The sequence below is a fragment of the Dyella monticola genome (genome assembly GCF_003363155.1).
GTDB classification, from domain to species: Bacteria; Pseudomonadota; Gammaproteobacteria; order Xanthomonadales; family Rhodanobacteraceae; genus Dyella_B; species Dyella_B monticola.
In genome coordinates this window covers 389,274-405,857 of record NZ_QRBE01000001.1, presented here as the reverse complement: position 1 = coordinate 405,857, position 16,584 = coordinate 389,274, and the positions used below count along the sequence as shown (strand labels likewise).

Here is a 16,584-nt window from a genome sequence, read left to right as displayed (position 1 = left end):
TTACGTTATTTGCGTAGCCCGAGCCGCGTCGAAAACAAAAACGGCGCTCGATGCGCCGTTTGCTTTTATCTGCGAATTGGTCGGGGCGGCCGGATTCGAACCGACGACCCTTTGCCCCCCAGGCAAATGCGCTACCAGGCTGCGCTACGCCCCGACTGATCCGGTAAAGAAAAGGAGTTTAGCAGTTGTCGCTGCAGAGCGGCTAGCCTGAGCGTTGGTGAGTGACAAGAAGACTACCGCAGGCTTGGCTACGCCCTTTTTCCTCTCCGCACGGGGGAGGAAAATACCGACTACGCTCAGCGACGCAGCAGTGCCAATACTTCTTCCAGTTCCATGCGCACCTGGCGCACGATCTGGTGCGACATGCTGGCCTCCATGCGGGCCTGTGGCCCTTCCAGGCGCGCACGCGCTCCCGTAATGGTGAAGCCTTCGTCGTAAAGCAGGGAACGGATCTGCCGGATCATCAGCACGTCGTGGCGCTGGTAATAGCGGCGGTTGCCACGGCGCTTGACGGGATTGAGCGCAGGGAACTCCTGCTCCCAATACCGCAGCACATGAGGCTTCACCCCGCACAACTCGCTTACTTCACCAATGGTGAAGTAGCGCTTGGCCGGGATGGCGGGCAGCTCGGTGTTATTCCCCTGATCCAGCATAGCCCTCGACTCTCACCTTGAGTTTCTGTCCTGGCCGGAACGTCACCACCCGGCGGGCGGAGATGGGGATCTCCTCGCCGGTTTTGGGGTTACGTCCCGGTCGCTGGTTCTTCTGCCGCAAATCGAAGTTGCCAAAACCCGACAGCTTGACCTGCTCGCCCCTCTCCAACGCCTCGCGGACGACCTCGAAATAGGCGTCCACGAACTCTTTGGCTTCACGTTTGTTAAGGCCCACCTCGAGGAAGAGGCGCTCTGCCATCTCCGCCTTTGTCAGCGCCGCCATCTTATCCTCGCAATTTCGCCTCGCATGCAGCCCCCAACGCCGATACCGCATTTTGAACACAGCGATCAGCGTCTTCGTCGGTAAGGGTGCGGGAAGCGTCCTGCAAAATCAAGCCCATAGCGAGACTCTTTCGGCCCGCTTCGACCCCCTTTCCGCTGTAACGATCAAACAGCCGTAGCTCTGCCAGGGTCACGCCCAGGCTGCCGCGAATGGCCTGCTCGATCTGTGACCAGCTTACCTGTTCGGGTACGTCCACGGCGATATCCCGGCGTACGGTCGGGAAACGCGACACCGGCTGCGCCTTTGGCAGGCGCCGCCCGAGCAGCGGTTCCAGGGCCAGCTCCAGCACGTGTACGTCGGGTCCCAGATCCAGTGCCTTGGCCAGACGCGGATGCAGGGCGCCCACATAGCCGACTGTCTCACCGTCACGTGTGACGCGCGCAGCTCGCCCTGGGTGCAGCCACGCCGGCAAGCTGTCACGGTGGACGGCCCAGCGCTGGGGCTCGCCGCCCCAGGTGACCAAGGCGTCGAGGTCGCCTTTGAGGTCGAAGAAATCCAAGGGGCGCGACGCTTCGCCCCACTGCTCGGCGCGCGCGTTGCCGCTGGCGACGATGGCCAGGCTGGGTGTCTCTACGGGTGGGTTGCCCGCCATAAATACGCGGCCCAGCTCGAACAGGCGTACCCGCTCCTGCTGGCGCGCGCGATTGTGCGACAGCGCCTCAATCAGACCGGGCAGCAGCGACGGACGCATCACCGCCAGGTCAGTGGAAAGTGGATTGGCGAGCGGCACGAGCTGTTCGGTGAACCCCCAGGTCTCCAGGGTGCCATGGCTTACGAAGGCGAGATTCACGGCTTCGTAGTACTCGCGCGCCGCGAGTTGCTCGCGCACAGCCAGCTCGTTGAGACGCGCCTCCGGCTCCGTCGCTAGCGCGAGCGCGCCTTCCGGCGTGTGCGTGGGGATGCGATCGTAGCCGTAGATGCGAGCGACTTCCTCGATCAGGTCTTCTTCCAGCTCGATATCGAAACGGCTGGTAGGGGCGGTGACGCGCCAGCCTTCGCTGGTGCCCTCCACCCGCATGCCGAGCGCGGTGAAGATGCGCGCGACCTCGGTATCGGCCACGTCGACGCCCAGCACGCGCTTCAGCCGTGCACGACGCAGGCACACCATTGCCGGCTTGGGCAGATCGGCGAGGTTTTCCGCCGCCAGCACCGGCCCGGCCTTGCCGCCCGCAATAGCGAGCAGCAGTTCGGTGGCGCGCTCCAGCGCACGACGCGGGAGTTCGGGATCGACGCCACGTTCGAAGCGGTGCGAAGCATCGGTGTGCATGCCAAGTTTGCGCGCGCGGCCCATGATCGCAGCCGGTGCGAAATGCGCGGACTCAAGGAAGATGTTATGCGTAGCGTCGGTGACGCGCGAGTCATAACCGCCCATCACGCCGGCAACGGCGAGCGCTTTGTTGTCATCGGCAATCAGCACGAAACCGCTGTCGAGCTTCGCCTCGGAACCATCGAGCAGCTTCAGCACTTCACCGTCGCGTGCATGGCGCACGACGATATCGCCCTCGAGCGTGCCGTTATCGAACGCATGCAGCGGCTGGCCGAGTTCCAGCATCACATAGTTGGTGACGTCGACCACGGCGCTGATCGGGCGAAGGCCGGCGCGACGCAGGCGCTCTGCCAGCCACAGTGGTGTGCGCGCAGCCGGGTCGATGCCTTCGATGATGCGCCCCAGATAGCGCGGCGCGTCCTTGCCGGCTTGGAGACGAATGCCACGCCGCGCGCTGCTCGTCACCGCCGCATCAACCTGCGCCGCGGCTTTCACATGGCTGCCGAACAATGCGGCGACATCATGTGCCAGGCCAACCAGACCCAGACAATCAGGACGGTTCGGTGTGAGCTTCAGTTCGATGCTCGCATCCGGCAGCGCCAGATAGGTGGCAAGCGGTTGGCCCACCGGCGCATCCAGCGGCAGTTCCAGCAAGCCGGACGCGTCGCTATCGATGCCCAGCTCCTTGGCCGAACAAAGCATGCCAAACGATTCCACACCACGCAGCTTGGCCGCCTTGATGGTGATGTCGCCCGGCAAGCTAGCGCCAACGGTGGCGAGCGGTACTTTGATGCCGATGCGTGCATTCGGTGCGCCACAAACGATCTGCAGCAGCTCGCCACTGCCGGCGTTCACTTTGCACACCTGCAGGCGATCGGCTTCCGGATGCTTTTCGGCGCCGACGATTTCGGCCACTACCACACCGCCAAGATTTTCACCCAGCGGAGTGAGCGCTTCCACTTCCAGCCCGGCCATGGTCAGCGCGTGCGCCAGCGCGGCACGGTCTGCCTTGATTTCGACCAGCTCGCGCAGCCAGTTTTCGGAGAATTTCATTGCTTAGTTCCTAAACGCGAATCAGGCGAATTGCTTGAGAAAACGCAGATCGTTCTCGAAGAACGCGCGCAGATCGGAAACGCCATAACGCAGCATGGCAAAACGCTCGACGCCCAGTCCGAAGGCGAAGCCGGTGTAGCGTTCCGGGTCGATGCCACAGTTCTTCAACACGTTCGGATGCACCATGCCGCAGCCGAGCACTTCCAACCAGCGCGTGCTGCCGTCTTCGGCATCCCAGCGGATATCCACCTCGGCTGACGGCTCGGTGAAGGGGAAATAGCTGGGACGGAAGCGCATTTCGAAATCGCGCTCGAAGAAGGCGCGAATGAATTCGGCCAGCGTGCCTTTGAGATCGGCGAAACTGGAGGTTTCGTCCACCAACAGACCTTCGATCTGGTGGAACATCGGCGAGTGCGTTTGATCCGAATCACTGCGATAGACCTTGCCGGGGGCGATGATGCGGATCGGTGGTTGACGATCTTTCATCGAACGGATCTGCACCGGCGAGGTATGCGTGCGCAGCAGGCGGCCATCGCCGAAATAGAACGTGTCGTGCATCGCGCGCGCAGGATGATGCGGCGGGAAGTTCAGCGCTTCGAAGTTGTGCCAGTCGTCCTCGATTTCCGGACCATCGGCGCGTTGATACCCCAGTCGCGCGAAGATCGCCGCGATGCGTTCGAGTGCACGCGTGATCGGATGAATGCCACCGCGCTCGCCATTGCGGCCTGGCATGCTGATGTCGAGCTTTTCGGAAGCAAGGCGTCGATCGAGTTCGGCTTGTTCCAACGCCTGCTTGCGCACGGTGAGTGCGTCGTTGAGGCGTTCCTTGAGGCGGTTCACTTCGGCGCCGCGCGCTTTGCGCTCGTCCGGCGACAGGGTGCCGAGCGTTTTGAGTGCGGCGGTGACGACGCCGCTCTTACCCAAGAGGCTTACGCGCAGCGCGTCGAGCGCGTCGAGCGTGTCGGTCTTGTCGATTTCAGCTAGCGCCTGGGTGGCGCGGCTATCGAGGTCTTCCATCGATGCGGTCCCGACTTGATTCATGTTGATTGGCCTCTTCTACACGTCGCATGAAGCTTTCTTGCCTTGACGTCATTCGCGCGAAAGCGGGGGTGACGTCGCATAAGAAGATCATGGAAATATGCAGATATCCACGTACCGTTTGGAACGAACAGAAACAAAAACGGGGAGAAGGCTTAAGGCCTTCTCCCCGCTTGATTCACATCATTTCGTCAGTGCTTGACGATCAAGCGGCCAGACTGGCCTTCGCCTTTTCCGCGATGGCCCCAAACGCCTTGATGTCGTGCACGGCGATGTCGGCCAGCACCTTGCGATCCACCGTGATACCGGCCTTGGCAAGGCCGTTGATCAGGCGGCTGTAGGACAAGCCGAACTGACGAGCCGCCGCATTGATACGCACGATCCACAGGGCACGGAACTGGCGCTTCTTCTGCTTGCGGCCGATATAAGCGTACTGACCGGCCTTGATGACGGCTTGGTTGGCAACGCGGAAGACCTTGCGACGGGCGTTGTAGTAACCCTTCGCACGGCCGATGACCTTCTTATGACGACGACGGGCGGTAACGCCACGCTTTACACGAGCCATGGTTTAGTCCTCCGCCTTAGAGATACGGCAACATGCGTGCTACACCCTTGGTGTCGCATGCCTTGACGTGGTTGGTGGCGCGCAGATTGCGCTTACGCTTGGTCGACTTCTTGGTCAGAATGTGCGACTTGAACGCATGGCCGGCCTTGAACTTGCCGGACGCGGTCTTGCGAAAACGCTTCGCCGCCGCGCGATTGGTCTTGATCTTGGGCATGGAATGCTCCTTGATGGGGATGGACCCCGGTTTCTGACTGATCTGGCGGCGACCCAGGGGGCTGCACTTTCCGTCCTGCCATGATCGGTTCACGACCCTTCCTTGCGGGTCGAACCGGCGATTATACGCAGACCAATGAGCCAAAGCCAGCATTCCCTCGGATGCCTGACCTTGGCCCTCCTCCTGCTTACATAGGTCGAGGTCGGGAGGGGTGAACACTCGCGGCAACATTCACGCAAGCACTCCCCCACTCCGGCCCTCCCGTGCAGGCGTGGGAGGGAGTGATCCGAAGCAATGGGGGAACATTGGGGCGAAGCTGGCCCCTCGCTCACCTTCTCCCTTAGGGGGAAGGCAGCCGCTGGGCTTACTTCTTCTTCGGCCCGATCATCATCACCATCTGGCGACCTTCCAGACGCGGGAAGGACTCGATCACGCCGCTCTCGCCCACATCTTCCTGGATGCGCTTGGCCAGGCCCTGACCGAGGTCCTGGTGGGACATTTCGCGGCCGCGGAAGCGGATGGTGACCTTGACCTTGTCGCCTTCCTCGAGGAATCGAAGCATGTTGCGCAGCTTGATCTGGTAGTCGCCCACGTCCGTAACCGGACGGAACTTCACTTCCTTGATCTCGACCTGCTTCTGCTTCTTCTTGGCGGCCTGAGCCTTCTTCTGGGTTTCGAACTTGAACTTGCCGTAATCCATGATGCGGCAGACGGGCGGATCACCGTTGGGCTGGATCTCGACCAGGTCGAGCCCTGCTTCTTCGGCCGCACGCAGTGCCTCGTCGCGGGTGAGGATGCCGAGCTGTTCGGAATCCGGTCCAATCACACGTACGCGAGGTACGCGGATCTCATGGTTGCGGCGGTTGCCCTTAGTTTCTGTGGTGGCGATACCACTATCCTCCAGAAGTTGTTTTCAATTTGGCCGGGCGGCATCAGTGCCGCGTCTCGGCCTCCAGGCGTTCGATGAAGCTGGCCAGCGGTATGCTGCCGAGATCTTCGCTCGAGCGCGTACGCACGGAAACAGTGCCCGACTCCTTTTCGCGATCACCAACCACAAGCAGGTAGGGCACTTTCTGTAGCGTATGTTCGCGGATTTTATAGCCGACCTTTTCGTTGCGCAAATCGGCCTTCACGCGGAAGCCTTTGTCGACAAGGGCTTGCGTTACCTCACGGACATAGTCTGACTGGGCATCGGTGATGCTGAAGACCTGCGCCTGCACTGGCGCCAGCCACGCGGGCAGATTGCCGGCGTGATGCTCGATCAGGATGCCAATGAAGCGCTCCATCGAGCCGACGATAGCCCGGTGCAGCATCACCGGATGGCGACGCTGGCTGTGTTCGTCCACATATTCGGCGCCCAGGCGCTCGGGCATCATGAAATCCACCTGCATGGTGCCGACCTGCCAGGCGCGGCCGATCGAATCCTTCATGTGGTACTCGATCTTCGGGCCGTAGAACGCCCCTTCGCCCGGCAACTCTTCCCACTGTACACCAGCCGAACGCAACGCGGCGCGTAGCGCGTCCTCGGCGCGATCCCACACATCGTCACCGCCGATGCGTTTGTCGGGGCGCAGGGCGATCTTCAGCGCGATGTCCTCGAAGCCGAAATCGGCGTACACCTTCATGGCCTGCTGGTGAAACGCGGTGACCTCCGATTCAATCTGCTGCTCCGTGCAGAAGACGTGACCGTCGTCCTGCGTGAAGGCACGCACGCGCATGATGCCGTGCAGCGCACCCGACGGCTCGTTGCGATGGCATCCGCCAAATTCGCCATAGCGCACAGGCAGGTCGCGATAGCTGTGCAGGGTGGTGTTGAAGATCTGCACGTGACCGGGGCAGTTCATCGGTTTCAGCGCATAGGTGCGCTTTTCCGATTCCGTGAAGAACATGTTTTCCTGGTAGTTGTCCCAGTGGCCGGATTTCTTCCACAGGCTCACATCCATGATCTGCGGGCCGCGCACTTCCTGGTAACCGCTGCTGCGATAGACGCCACGCACATACTGCTCCACGGCCTGCCAGATGGCCCAGCCATTGGGATGCCAGAACACCATGCCAGGCGCCTCTTCCTGCTGATGAAACAGGTCCAGCGCCTTGCCGATCTTGCGGTGATCGCGCTTCTCGGCCTCTTCGAGCTGATGCAAGTAGGCCTTGAGGTCCTTATCGTTCAACCACGCCGTGCCGTAGATGCGCGTGAGCATGGCGTTGTTGGAATCGCCGCGCCAATACGCACCGGCCACTTTCATCAGCTTGAACGCGCGCAGCTTGCCCGTGTTGGGCACGTGCGGACCACGGCAGAGATCGGTGAATTCGCCTTGCGAGTAGAGCGAGAGCTCCTCATTCTGCGGAATGCTCTGGATGATCTCGGCCTTGTAGTCCTCGCCGATGCCCCGGAAGAACGAGACCGCCTCATCGCGCGATTTCACACCGCGCGTGACGGGCAGCCCTTCCTTCACGATCCTTTCCATTTCCGCTTCGATCTTCACCAGATCGTCGGGCGTAAACGGGCGCTCATAGGCAAAGTCGTAATAAAAGCCGTTGTCGATCACTGGGCCGATCGTTACCTGCGCGCCCGGGTACAGACGCTGCACGGCCTGCGCCAGCAAATGTGCCGTGGAGTGACGCAGGATTTCCAGCGCGTCCGGGCTCTTCTCGGTGACGATTTCCAGGCTGGCGTTATGGTCGATCGTGAAACTGGCATCCACCAGTTTGCCGTTCACCTTGCCGGCAAGGGTGGCCTTGGCCAGGCCGGCGCCAATGGAGGCGGCCACGTCCTGCACCGTGACGGGATGGTCGAAGGGGCGCTTGCTACCGTCGGGGAGCGTTATTTCGATCATAAAGTTCGTATCTCTGGAAAACAAAAAGGGCGCCACGCGCCCTTTTGCATGAACACAAGGCGTGGCGAAAATCAGCGCTGGAGGCTCGTAGTTGTCATGTCGCACACTCGACCAGCGCTTGGGCGCGGGCCACCTTGGCTCACTAAAGTTGGGAAGCGAACGCTAGTTTAGCGCGGCCGCTGTGTCAATTCAGCCATCACCGGGCAGCCACTACAATCTGCCACCCCTCGACCCGCCGAAAGCCGGGACAACGAGCCCCCTAACCAGCAACCCAAGGATCTTGCGATGCGTGTACTCGTCACCGGCTCGGCCGGCTTCGTTGGCGCCGCCCTCACCGAACGTCTTTTGGCGCGTGGCGACCAAGTGCATGGCATCGACAATCACAACGACTACTACGATCCGGCACTGAAAGAGGCGCGCCTCGCACGCTTCGCCAAGCATCCAAACTACACCCACCTGCGCGGCGACCTTGCCGATGACGAGGCGGTGAACAGGGTGTTTCACGACTTCCAGCCACAACGCGTGGTGAACCTGGCCGCGCAGGCCGGTGTGCGCTATTCGCTGAAAAACCCTCACGTTTACGCGCAAAGCAACCTGATCGGTTTCGTGAACATCCTGGAAGCCTGTCGGCATCACAAGGTTGAGCACCTGGTCTACGCCTCGTCCAGCTCCGTCTATGGCGCAAACCGCAAATTGCCGTTCGCGGTGGAGGACGCCGTGGATCATCCGGTGAGCTTGTACGCTGCGACGAAAAAGGCCAACGAACTGATGGCGCACACTTACAGCCATCTCTATGGCCTGCCCACTACCGGCTTGCGCTTCTTCACCGTGTATGGGCCGTGGGGACGCCCGGACATGTCGCCGATGTTGTTCGCCGATCGCATCGTGCGCGGCGAGCCTCTGGATGTGTTCAACCATGGCAACCACAGTCGCGACTTCACGTTCATTGACGATATCGTGGAGGGTGTGATCCGCACGCTGGACCACATCGCCGAGCCCGACCTGACCTACGAGCCGACGCAACCGAACCCCGGCACGTCCCATGCTCCCTATCGCCTGTACAACATCGGCAACGATCAGCCGGTGCAGCTCATGCGCTTTATCGAGCTGATGGAACAAAACCTCGGGCGCACAGTGGAAAAACGCCTACTACCGATGCAACCGGGTGATGTGCCGGATACGTGGGCGGATGTCTCTGCACTGCGGCGCGATGTGGGTTATGCGCCGAACACCTCGATTGAAGAGGGCGTGGCGAAGTTCGTGAAGTGGTATCGCGACTACCACCATATCACCTGATTGCTTTTCTCTAGCCCGATAGTAAATATCGCCTTACCTTCATTCCGGCGAGGGCCGGAATGACGATTCGCTACTAAGAAGCTCCGCGAAAATGCGGCCTCTCAAAACGGCTTGGCGATCGCCAAAAAGATCACGCCAAGCAGCAGCAGTACCGGCAGCTCATTGAGCAAGCGCAACGTACGCGCCGGAGGCAACACGCCACCCTTCATGCTGCGCTTTATCAGGCGACCGCTCCATACGTAATAGATCAGCAGGAGCGCAACCAGACCGAGCTTTGCATGCAGCCACCCCAGTCTCCCCCACTGCGGCAACACGTTCGGAAAAACGTGCGACCCCAGCCAAAGCGTGAGGCCGAACAGAAAGGCGATGCCAAACATCATGTGGCCGAACCGATACAGGCGCAGGCCCATCAACTCGAGACGAGCCTTGACAGCCGGCTCACTGCCCGCCTCGGCGATATTCACCACGATCCTGGGCAGATAGAACACCGCGGCGATCCATGCCATCACAAACAGGACATGCAGGCTTTTGATCCACAGATAGGTCATGGGGGCTCCGCGCGATGGGATGACGTGCGTGATGGTACGTGGATTGGGCGTTTGCGTCAGTGATTGCGGCCATGGGCCGCATAGCGCAATTATTTGTATATCTTCCCGAAATGGATTTTCCTCATCGTCACTCCGGCCTTCGCCGAAATGACGTCTCGCCCTGATGACATCAACTACTCCATCACCCGAGGTGAACTATGCGAAAGATTGGCGAGCGGTTCCTGATCATCTATGCAACCGTGCTTACCGCCATCGTTGCAACGAGCACGATCTATGGCTTTGCACGTCCCACGCAAAAGCTCTCGGTGGAAGAGCTCGATGTACAACGCATCAACTTGCGTGAACCGGATGGCACGGTACGCCTCATCATTTCCGACGCGGCACGAGCCCCAGGCATCCTCATCAAGGGCAAGGAATACCCGCACCCCGACCGCAAATCCGCGGGGATGATTTTCTACAACGACGAAGGCACCGAAAACGGCGGCCTGATTTTCGGCGGCGAGAAAACCGGAGATGGCACCAAGCGTTCATCCGGCCATTTGTCCTTCGATGCCTACGAACAAGATCAGACGCTAGCCCTCGAGTCGACCCAGGACGGCAATGACAGATCGACGCAATTCAAAATCACCGATTATCCGGACTACTCCATTCTTGAGCTGATCCAACTGCTCGACTCGACCAAAGGCCTGCCTAAGGATCAGCAACAAAAAGCCCTCGACGCGTTTCTCGCCAAGCACGGACGGCCTGTTACGCGGCTCGTGCTCGGAAGAGGCCTGGACGGCAGCGGCGACAACAGCGTGATGCTCGGCCTGAACGACACCACCGGCAAACCGCGCATCCTCATGAAGGTGGCATCCGACGGAACCCCCTCGCTGGAAATGCTCGATGCCCATGGCAAGGTGATCAGCGCGCTGCAGCGCAAGCAATAGTGATACCAAAAACAAAAAAGCCACGCTTTGAAAGGCGTGGCTTTTCGTTTTTTTTGCATCGCCCCGCGTACTGCGGATCAATGCGCTGAATTGGTGGGCGGTACAAGGATCGAACTTGTGACCCCTTCCATGTCAAGGAAGTGCTCTACCGCTGAGCTAACCGCCCAAGAGCCGTGCAGTATACGGGAACGGATGGGGGCTGAAAAGGTTTGACTGTAAAGCACAGGGTTACGGCGAGCTCCGGCAATCCCTCCCCTGCCCCCCCTGCAGGCAGGGGAGGGAGACAAGTGCTGCCTAACGTGTGGCCCGCTCACGGAGCTGGTGGATTTTGTCGCGCAAGCGGGCGGCTTCTTCGAACTCCAGGTTTTCGGCATGCTTGCGCATATCGGCCTCCAGCCGCTTGATCAGCGTCGCGGCCTGATCGGCGTTCAGGTTCGCATAGTCGGCGGCCTGTTCGGCCACGGCGGTGGCGCGGCCACGTCCAGCCTTGCCGCGCGCCCTGCCCGGCACGTCGCTGCGCGCGCCTTCCATGATGTCGGCAATGCGGCGCACCACCGATTGTGGGGTGATGCCATGCGCCTGGTTCCACGCGACCTGCTTTTCGCGGCGGCGGTTGGTTTCCTCGATCGCCGCCTGCATGGAGCGTGTCACTTCGTCGCCATAGAGGATCGCCTTGCCACGCACATTGCGCGCCGCGCGCCCAACGGTCTGAATCAGCGAGCCGGTAGAACGCAGGAAGCCTTCCTTGTCGGCATCAAGAATCGCGACCAGCGACACCTCGGGCATGTCCAGACCCTCACGCAGCAGGTTGATACCCACCAATACGTCGAACTCGCCCAGGCGCAGGTCGCGGATGATCTCCACGCGCTCCACCGTTTCGATATCCGAGTGGAGATAGCGCACTTTGATATCGTGTTCGCTCAGGTATTCGGTGAGATTTTCTGCCATGCGCTTGGTGAGCGTGGTGACCAGTACGCGATCGCCCATGGCGATGCGCTTTTTTGCTTCGCCGAGCAAATCGTCCACCTGCGTGCGCACCGGCCGCACTTCCACCTCGGGATCGACCAGACCGGTGGGACGCACCACCAGTTCCACGACCGCATCAGCGGATTTTTCCAGCTCGTACGCCCTGGGTGTAGCGGAAACATAAATGGAGCGTGGCGCGCGACGCTCGAACTCCTCGAAACGTAGCGGGCGGTTGTCCATCGCCGAGGGTAGACGGAAACCGAATTCCACCAGCGTCTCTTTGCGTGAGCGGTCACCCTTGTACATGGCGCCGAGCTGCGGCACGGTGACGTGCGATTCGTCGATCACCAGCAACGCGTCCGGCGGCAGGTAATCGAACAAGGTCGGCGGCGGCTCGCCCGGTGCGCGACGCGTTAGATGGCGCGAATAGTTTTCGATGCCCTGGCAATAACCCACCTCGGCCATCATTTCGATATCGAAACGCGTGCGCTGATCCAGGCGCTGCGCTTCCACCAGCCGATTTTCCTTATAGAGCAGCTCCAGGCGTTCCTTCAGCTCGATCTTGATGGTCTCGATCGCGTTCAACACGCTTTCGCGCGTGCTGGCGTAGTGAGTACGCGGATATACGGTGTAACGCGGCACCTTGCGGATCGTCTCGCCAGTGAGCGGGTCGAACAGCGACAGATTTTCCACTTCGCCATCGAACAGTTCGATGCGCAGCGCCTCGGTCTCCGATTCGGCCGGAAACACGTCGACGATTTCGCCGCGCACGCGATACGTACCGCGACGCAGTTCCATCTCGTTGCGGGTGTATTGCAGTTCCGTGAGCTGGCGAATCAGGGCGCGCTGATCGATACGCTCGCCACGCGCGAGGATCAGGCGGAGCGAAAGATAATCCTCCGGATCACCCAAACCATAGATGGCCGAAACCGTTGCGACGATCAACGCATCTTTGCGCGAGAGCAGCGCCTTGGTGGCGGCCAGCCGCATCTGCTCGATGTGATCGTTGATCGAGGCATCCTTTTCGATATAGGTGTCCGACGCCACCACGTAGGCTTCGGGCTGGTAGTAGTCGTAATAGCTGACAAAGTATTCCACCGCGTTGTGCGGGAAGAATTCCTTGAATTCGCCATAGAGCTGCGCCGCCAGCGTCTTGTTCGGCGCGAGCACGATCGTAGGGCGCTGAACCTGTGCTACCACATTGGCAATGGTGAAGGTCTTGCCCGAACCCGTCACCCCCAGCAGCGTCTGCCCTGCCAGGCCGGATTCAAAGCCTTCCACCAGGCGCTTGATCGCGTCAGGCTGGTCGCCGGCGGGCTTGTAGTCGGAAACGAGTTCGAAACGGTCACGATCGGTCATGGGCATACTTTGCGGGCGTTTGGACGCATTTTAAATGCCATGTACTGACAGAGCCTGTCAGCAGTACCCGACGCCGCCCCGCCCTCAGACCGCTTGGCTCGCTGAATTTGAGGCCTAGCATGGGCTGGATGAAGCCAGATTACGTCAGCAAGGCCGCGTGGGGCAGCCACCAAGGGTTTGGGTTAGTGGAGCAGATCGCGACGCTCGCGGTGCTCGCCGTAGCAATGGCGATGGCGGTGCCAGCTTTCCACAGGTTGGCGCAGAGCCACGAACTGCGCGTGGCGCAATCCGATTACATTGCGGCACTTCAACATGCCCGCAGCGTGGCCGTGAACGAGCAAGCACGCATGATCTTTTGCGCAACCCGCGACGCGCACACCTGCAGCGGCGAGGACACATGGAATCAGGGCTGGCTGATCGGCCGTGCGGATCCGGCACGTGCCGGTCAGCTAGTTGGCCCGCCGCGCTATGCGGGCCGTGGATATCACGACAGGCTCGTCATCACCAGCAACAGCGGGAAGAAATATATTTGGTTTGGTCCAGATGGAACAGCCGTCAATACCTTTGCCACGCTGTCCTTTTGCGTGAAGGACGATCCGCAACGCGTGCTGCTCGTCGTCATTACCCGTGTAGGGCGCGTAAGAGGCGAGCAAGGGAAAAGCACTGACGCCCCTTGTGCCGCAGCGCTCGAATAACGACTTGCCCGCATCAACCGCGAGATGTAATCGCCTCCACTGCTTGCAGGGGAGGGTTAGGGTGAGATCGAGGCGAGCTTTGCTCGCATCCGGCTGCCCATCATGGCCAACGGAAAATTCAAATTAGTCCGCGGATGCGAAACTCAAAGCAACACCGGCCGATCCGGCAGCTCATCCGGCCGCGACCGCCCGTGGCTGGGAAAGTGTTTCGCCAACAATGCATGCACTTGCGTAATGCCATGCAGCACACCTGCGCGCCACTGGCCCGCCGTAAATTGTTCCCGCATACCGTTGCAGATCGACATCCACTCATGCACCTTCACACGCCGCGCGATGCCGCGATCGGCAACGATCTCGATGTGGTGTTCGGACATCAGCACGTAAATCAGCACGCCGCAGTTGTGTTCTGTATCCCACACGCCAAGCTGACCGAAAACCTGCCGCGCACGTGTGCTGGCATCCAGGCCCGCCCAGACGGCCGACAACGGAAGGCGCGATTCGATCGCAAAACGAACCTCGCCCAGATGCGTACGCTCGCCGTCCTCGATGGCAGCGGTCATGTCATCCAGCAGTTCGGGCGGGAACCGACGATGGAGTTGAAACCAGCCCTCCAACAGATTCGCGATGAGTCGTTGACTGCGTGAAGGCATATCACCAGCTCCCCGAAGCGCCGCCGCCACCAAAACTGCCGCCGCCGCCACTGAAGCCGCCGCCTCCACCACCGAAGCCGCCGCCGCCGAAACCGCCACCACCGCCCCAGCCGCCGAAGCCACCCCACCCGCCACCGCCGATCGAGCGGCCCGCGCCAGCGGGGAGCAGCATGAACAAGCCGCCGATCAGCGCTCCGAAAATGCCGATGCCGAGCGATGCCATCAGCCACAGCACACCGCCCACCACGAATCCGCCTAACGGCGCACGCACCAGTGCTGGCAAGCGCCCGAACACACCGCGCATCATGATCAGCACAAATATGCCGAGGAAAAAAACGCCCTGCAGGTCCGGGCCATGGCGCCCCACTTCATTACCGTGCACCGGCGGAGGCAAGGGCTCCCCGTTAACGAGTTGCGTAAGCGCACCGACGGCATCGCTGATACCGCCGAAGTAATCGTTGTTGCGGAATTTCGGCGCGATGTATTCGCGGATGATGCGCGCCGCGGCGGCGTCAGGAATGGCACCTTCCAGGCCATAACCGACCTCGATGCGAACTTGACGATCGTTCTTGGCGATGAACAGCAACACGCCGTCGTCCACGGCCTTGCGCCCGAGTTTGTTCGCTTCTGCCACGCGCAGCGAATAATCGTCGATGTCATCCGGCTGCGTGCTGCCGATCATCAGCACGACCAGTTGCGCGCCTTTCTGCTTCTCCAGATTGATCAGTTGCGTGTCGAGCTGATCGATCTGCTGCGCCGTCAACGTACCGGTAAGATCGGTAACGTGGCGCGTCAGCGTGGGCACAGCCGGTTGATCGTCGGCGTGCACCGTCCAAGGCGACAGCAACGCCATCGCCAGGATCATCCAAAGGCGCACCCAGCGCCGCGTCATATCAATGCGCCGACGAAGCGGGGGCCGGGGTGGGCGGCGCTTGTCCGGACGGCGTCGCGCCGCTGAAATCCACGGTCGGTGCCGCGGAAATCGCCTTCTCGTTCTCCACCGAGAAATTGGGCTTCACCTGGTAGCCGAACATCTTGGCGGTGAGATTGTTGGGGAAGGTGCGGATCATCGAGTTGTACTGCTGCACCGCCTGGATGTAGCGATTACGCGCGACCGCGATACGGTTCTCAGTACCTTCCAATTGCGCTTGAAGATTCTGAAACACGCCATCGGCTTTCAGGTTCGGATAGTTCTCGCTGACCGCCATCAATCGCGACAACGCGCCGGTAAGCTGCCCCTGTGCGGCCTGGAACTTGGCCAGCGCAGCGGGATCGTTCGCCAGCTCAGGCGTAATCTGGATGCTGCCTACGCGCGAACGCGCCTGCGCCACTTCGGTGAAAATCGTTTGCTCGTGCGCGGCATAGCCTTTCACCGTGTTGACCAGGTTGGGCACGAGATCGGCGCGACGCTGATACTGATTGAGCACCTCAGACCATTGCGCCTTGACCGCTTCATCCTGCTTCTGGATCGAGTTATAGCCGCAACCGCTAAGCGTGAAGACCAGCAGTAGCAACACCAGGGCGCGTAGGCTTTTCATGGTCGGGCTCCTTTCCTGTAGGCGTCTCATTGCAGCATCAGGCTTGCGCGGATGCAATTGGTTGCGCGGGGCTCACCTACTTTCATGGCCGTCATTCCCGCGCAAGCGAGCATGCTGGCAGGACAACGGTAACGCCTCAGAACCAGCGCGGCCCGAGAATCAGGCCCCAACACAGCAGCACCAGCACCAGCAGCAGGAATACCGCGGCCGAGCCCATATCCTTCGCGCGCCCGGCCAATTCGTGAAATTCAGGGCTGACCTTGTCCACCACGGCCTCGATCGCGGAGTTAAGCAGCTCCACCGACAGCACCAGAATCACCGGCGATACCAGGGCAATCTTCTCCAACGGCCCATTTCCCGCCCACAGCCCGACGGGAACAAGGATGACGGTAAGCATCGCTTCGAGCCGAAACGACGCTTCGTAGCGCCAGCCGGCGCGCAAACCGCTCATCGACCAGCGGAAGGCGCGCCAAAGCTGGCGGGGGTCGCCGCGAAACCCGTTACCCGGCATGGCAAAAAGCGCCTGCACGCACGGAAAAGACGGTGTTTTTCGGCATGGCGGGTGGCGCTCCAGATAAGGCGGCAACAGGCGCGCCATGATGCCACAAGCCGGCCGATGCACCGTTTCCCCGCAGG

The 16,584-nt window shown here is 60.9% G+C and carries 17 protein-coding genes and 2 tRNA genes; 3 read left to right on the top strand and 16 right to left on the bottom strand.

Annotated features, from left to right (window positions below; genetic code table 11):
- Positions 1-77: 77 nt before the first annotated feature.
- The 9 genes from DWU98_RS01615 to thrS form a co-directional block, all read right to left on the bottom strand.
- Positions 78-154, bottom strand: a tRNA-Pro gene (locus tag DWU98_RS01615).
- Positions 155-296: 142 nt separating this feature from the next.
- Entirely contained in the window at positions 297-653 is a 357-nt protein-coding gene (locus DWU98_RS01610) for a MerR family transcriptional regulator (protein ID WP_115493718.1), read from the bottom strand.
- Positions 634-936 (bottom strand): integration host factor subunit alpha, encoded by a 303-nt coding sequence (ihfA, locus tag DWU98_RS01605; protein ID WP_115477488.1) that lies wholly within the window; start codon positions 934-936, stop codon positions 634-636. Before ihfA ends, DWU98_RS01610 begins: the two co-directional genes overlap by 20 nt.
- A 1-nt stretch (position 937) precedes the next feature.
- Positions 938-3,316 carry a phenylalanine--tRNA ligase subunit beta gene (gene pheT, locus DWU98_RS01600; protein ID WP_115493717.1) on the bottom strand — a complete coding sequence of 793 codons (2,379 nt, stop codon included), beginning with the start codon at positions 3,314-3,316 and terminating at the stop codon, positions 938-940.
- Positions 3,317-3,337: 21 nt separating this feature from the next.
- Positions 3,338-4,333 (bottom strand): phenylalanine--tRNA ligase subunit alpha, encoded by a 996-nt coding sequence (gene pheS, locus DWU98_RS01595; RefSeq protein WP_115494137.1) that lies wholly within the window; start codon positions 4,331-4,333, stop codon positions 3,338-3,340.
- Between the two features lie 226 nt (positions 4,334-4,559).
- Complete coding sequence (rplT, locus tag DWU98_RS01590) at positions 4,560-4,919, bottom strand: 50S ribosomal protein L20 (protein ID WP_115493716.1); 360 nt, start codon at positions 4,917-4,919, stop codon at positions 4,560-4,562.
- 16 nt (positions 4,920-4,935) lie between these two features.
- Positions 4,936-5,133, bottom strand: coding sequence for a 50S ribosomal protein L35 (rpmI, locus tag DWU98_RS01585; RefSeq protein WP_019467379.1), 198 nt, complete (start codon positions 5,131-5,133; stop codon positions 4,936-4,938).
- Between the two features lie 364 nt (positions 5,134-5,497).
- Positions 5,498-6,022 carry a translation initiation factor IF-3 gene (gene infC / locus DWU98_RS01580; protein WP_329955395.1) on the bottom strand — a complete coding sequence of 175 codons (525 nt, stop codon included), beginning with the start codon at positions 6,020-6,022 and terminating at the stop codon, positions 5,498-5,500.
- A gap of 43 nt (positions 6,023-6,065) precedes the next feature.
- Positions 6,066-7,967: a threonine--tRNA ligase gene (thrS, locus tag DWU98_RS01575; RefSeq protein ID WP_115493714.1), complete on the bottom strand. Its 1,902-nt coding sequence runs from the start codon at positions 7,965-7,967 to the stop codon at positions 6,066-6,068.
- A 285-nt stretch (positions 7,968-8,252) separates the two neighbouring features.
- On the opposite strand from thrS, the gene DWU98_RS01570 reads away from it, so the two are divergent.
- A complete protein-coding gene (locus DWU98_RS01570) occupies positions 8,253-9,263 on the top strand; it encodes an NAD-dependent epimerase (RefSeq protein ID WP_115493713.1) in 1,011 nt (336 codons plus the stop codon).
- Positions 9,264-9,364: 101 nt separating this feature from the next.
- Here DWU98_RS01570 and DWU98_RS01565 read toward each other — a convergent pair whose 3' ends face one another.
- Positions 9,365-9,811, bottom strand: coding sequence for a CopD family protein (locus tag DWU98_RS01565; protein ID WP_115493712.1), 447 nt, complete (start codon positions 9,809-9,811; stop codon positions 9,365-9,367).
- Between the two features lie 197 nt (positions 9,812-10,008).
- Between DWU98_RS01565 and DWU98_RS01560 the strand changes: the two genes are divergently transcribed.
- Positions 10,009-10,740, top strand: a complete 732-nt coding sequence (locus tag DWU98_RS01560) for a hypothetical protein (protein WP_115493711.1) — start codon at positions 10,009-10,011, stop codon at positions 10,738-10,740.
- Positions 10,741-10,831: 91 nt separating this feature from the next.
- Here DWU98_RS01560 and DWU98_RS01555 read toward each other — a convergent pair.
- Positions 10,832-10,906: transfer RNA gene (locus DWU98_RS01555), tRNA-Val, on the bottom strand.
- Positions 10,907-11,034: 128 nt separating this feature from the next.
- On the bottom strand, positions 11,035-13,065 hold the full coding sequence (uvrB, locus tag DWU98_RS01550) for an excinuclease ABC subunit UvrB (RefSeq protein ID WP_115493710.1): 2,031 nt from the start codon (positions 13,063-13,065) through the stop codon (positions 11,035-11,037).
- 119 nt (positions 13,066-13,184) lie between these two features.
- On the opposite strand from uvrB, the gene DWU98_RS01545 reads away from it, so the two are divergent.
- Complete coding sequence (locus tag DWU98_RS01545) at positions 13,185-13,760, top strand: GspH/FimT family protein (RefSeq protein WP_115493709.1); 576 nt, start codon at positions 13,185-13,187, stop codon at positions 13,758-13,760.
- Positions 13,761-13,903: 143 nt separating this feature from the next.
- On the opposite strand, the gene DWU98_RS01540 is transcribed toward DWU98_RS01545, so the two are convergent.
- The 4 genes from DWU98_RS01540 to DWU98_RS01525 all read right to left on the bottom strand — a co-directional run bounded on the left by DWU98_RS01540 (position 13,904) and on the right by DWU98_RS01525 (position 16,459).
- Positions 13,904-14,410 carry a TPM domain-containing protein gene (locus tag DWU98_RS01540; protein WP_115493708.1) on the bottom strand — a complete coding sequence of 169 codons (507 nt, stop codon included), beginning with the start codon at positions 14,408-14,410 and terminating at the stop codon, positions 13,904-13,906.
- Between the two features lies 1 nt (position 14,411).
- Complete coding sequence (locus tag DWU98_RS01535; protein ID WP_115493707.1) at positions 14,412-15,302, bottom strand: TPM domain-containing protein; 891 nt, start codon at positions 15,300-15,302, stop codon at positions 14,412-14,414.
- Between the two features lies 1 nt (position 15,303).
- Positions 15,304-15,948: a LemA family protein gene (locus tag DWU98_RS01530; protein ID WP_115493706.1), complete on the bottom strand. Its 645-nt coding sequence runs from the start codon at positions 15,946-15,948 to the stop codon at positions 15,304-15,306.
- Positions 15,949-16,084: 136 nt separating this feature from the next.
- Positions 16,085-16,459 (bottom strand): diacylglycerol kinase, encoded by a 375-nt coding sequence (locus DWU98_RS01525; protein WP_115494136.1) that lies wholly within the window; start codon positions 16,457-16,459, stop codon positions 16,085-16,087.
- Between the last annotated feature and the right edge of the window lie 125 nt (positions 16,460-16,584).

Bases quoted from the DNA above. Each gene is read 5' to 3' on its own strand.
- DWU98_RS01610 (WP_115493718.1), bottom strand. From the start codon at position 653: ATGCTGGATCAGGGGAATAACACCGAGCTGCCCGCCATCCCGGCCAAG.
- ihfA (WP_115477488.1), bottom strand. From the start codon at position 936: ATGGCGGCGCTGACAAAGGCGGAGATGGCAGAGCGCCTCTTCCTCGAG.
- pheT (WP_115493717.1), bottom strand. From the start codon at position 3,316: ATGAAATTCTCCGAAAACTGGCTGCGCGAGCTGGTCGAAATCAAGGCA.
- pheS (WP_115494137.1), bottom strand. From the start codon at position 4,333: ATGGAAGACCTCGATAGCCGCGCCACCCAGGCGCTAGCTGAAATCGAC.
- rplT (WP_115493716.1), bottom strand. From the start codon at position 4,919: ATGGCTCGTGTAAAGCGTGGCGTTACCGCCCGTCGTCGTCATAAGAAG.
- rpmI (WP_019467379.1), bottom strand. From the start codon at position 5,133: ATGCCCAAGATCAAGACCAATCGCGCGGCGGCGAAGCGTTTTCGCAAG.
- thrS (WP_115493714.1), bottom strand. From the start codon at position 7,967: ATGATCGAAATAACGCTCCCCGACGGTAGCAAGCGCCCCTTCGACCAT.
- DWU98_RS01570 (WP_115493713.1), top strand. From the start codon at position 8,253: ATGCGTGTACTCGTCACCGGCTCGGCCGGCTTCGTTGGCGCCGCCCTC.
- DWU98_RS01565 (WP_115493712.1), bottom strand. From the start codon at position 9,811: ATGACCTATCTGTGGATCAAAAGCCTGCATGTCCTGTTTGTGATGGCA.
- DWU98_RS01560 (WP_115493711.1), top strand. From the start codon at position 10,009: ATGCGAAAGATTGGCGAGCGGTTCCTGATCATCTATGCAACCGTGCTT.
- uvrB (WP_115493710.1), bottom strand. From the start codon at position 13,065: ATGACCGATCGTGACCGTTTCGAACTCGTTTCCGACTACAAGCCCGCC.
- DWU98_RS01545 (WP_115493709.1), top strand. From the start codon at position 13,185: ATGGGCTGGATGAAGCCAGATTACGTCAGCAAGGCCGCGTGGGGCAGC.
- DWU98_RS01540 (WP_115493708.1), bottom strand. From the start codon at position 14,410: ATGCCTTCACGCAGTCAACGACTCATCGCGAATCTGTTGGAGGGCTGG.
- DWU98_RS01535 (WP_115493707.1), bottom strand. From the start codon at position 15,302: ATGACGCGGCGCTGGGTGCGCCTTTGGATGATCCTGGCGATGGCGTTG.
- DWU98_RS01530 (WP_115493706.1), bottom strand. From the start codon at position 15,948: ATGAAAAGCCTACGCGCCCTGGTGTTGCTACTGCTGGTCTTCACGCTT.
- DWU98_RS01525 (WP_115494136.1), bottom strand. From the start codon at position 16,459: ATGCCGGGTAACGGGTTTCGCGGCGACCCCCGCCAGCTTTGGCGCGCC.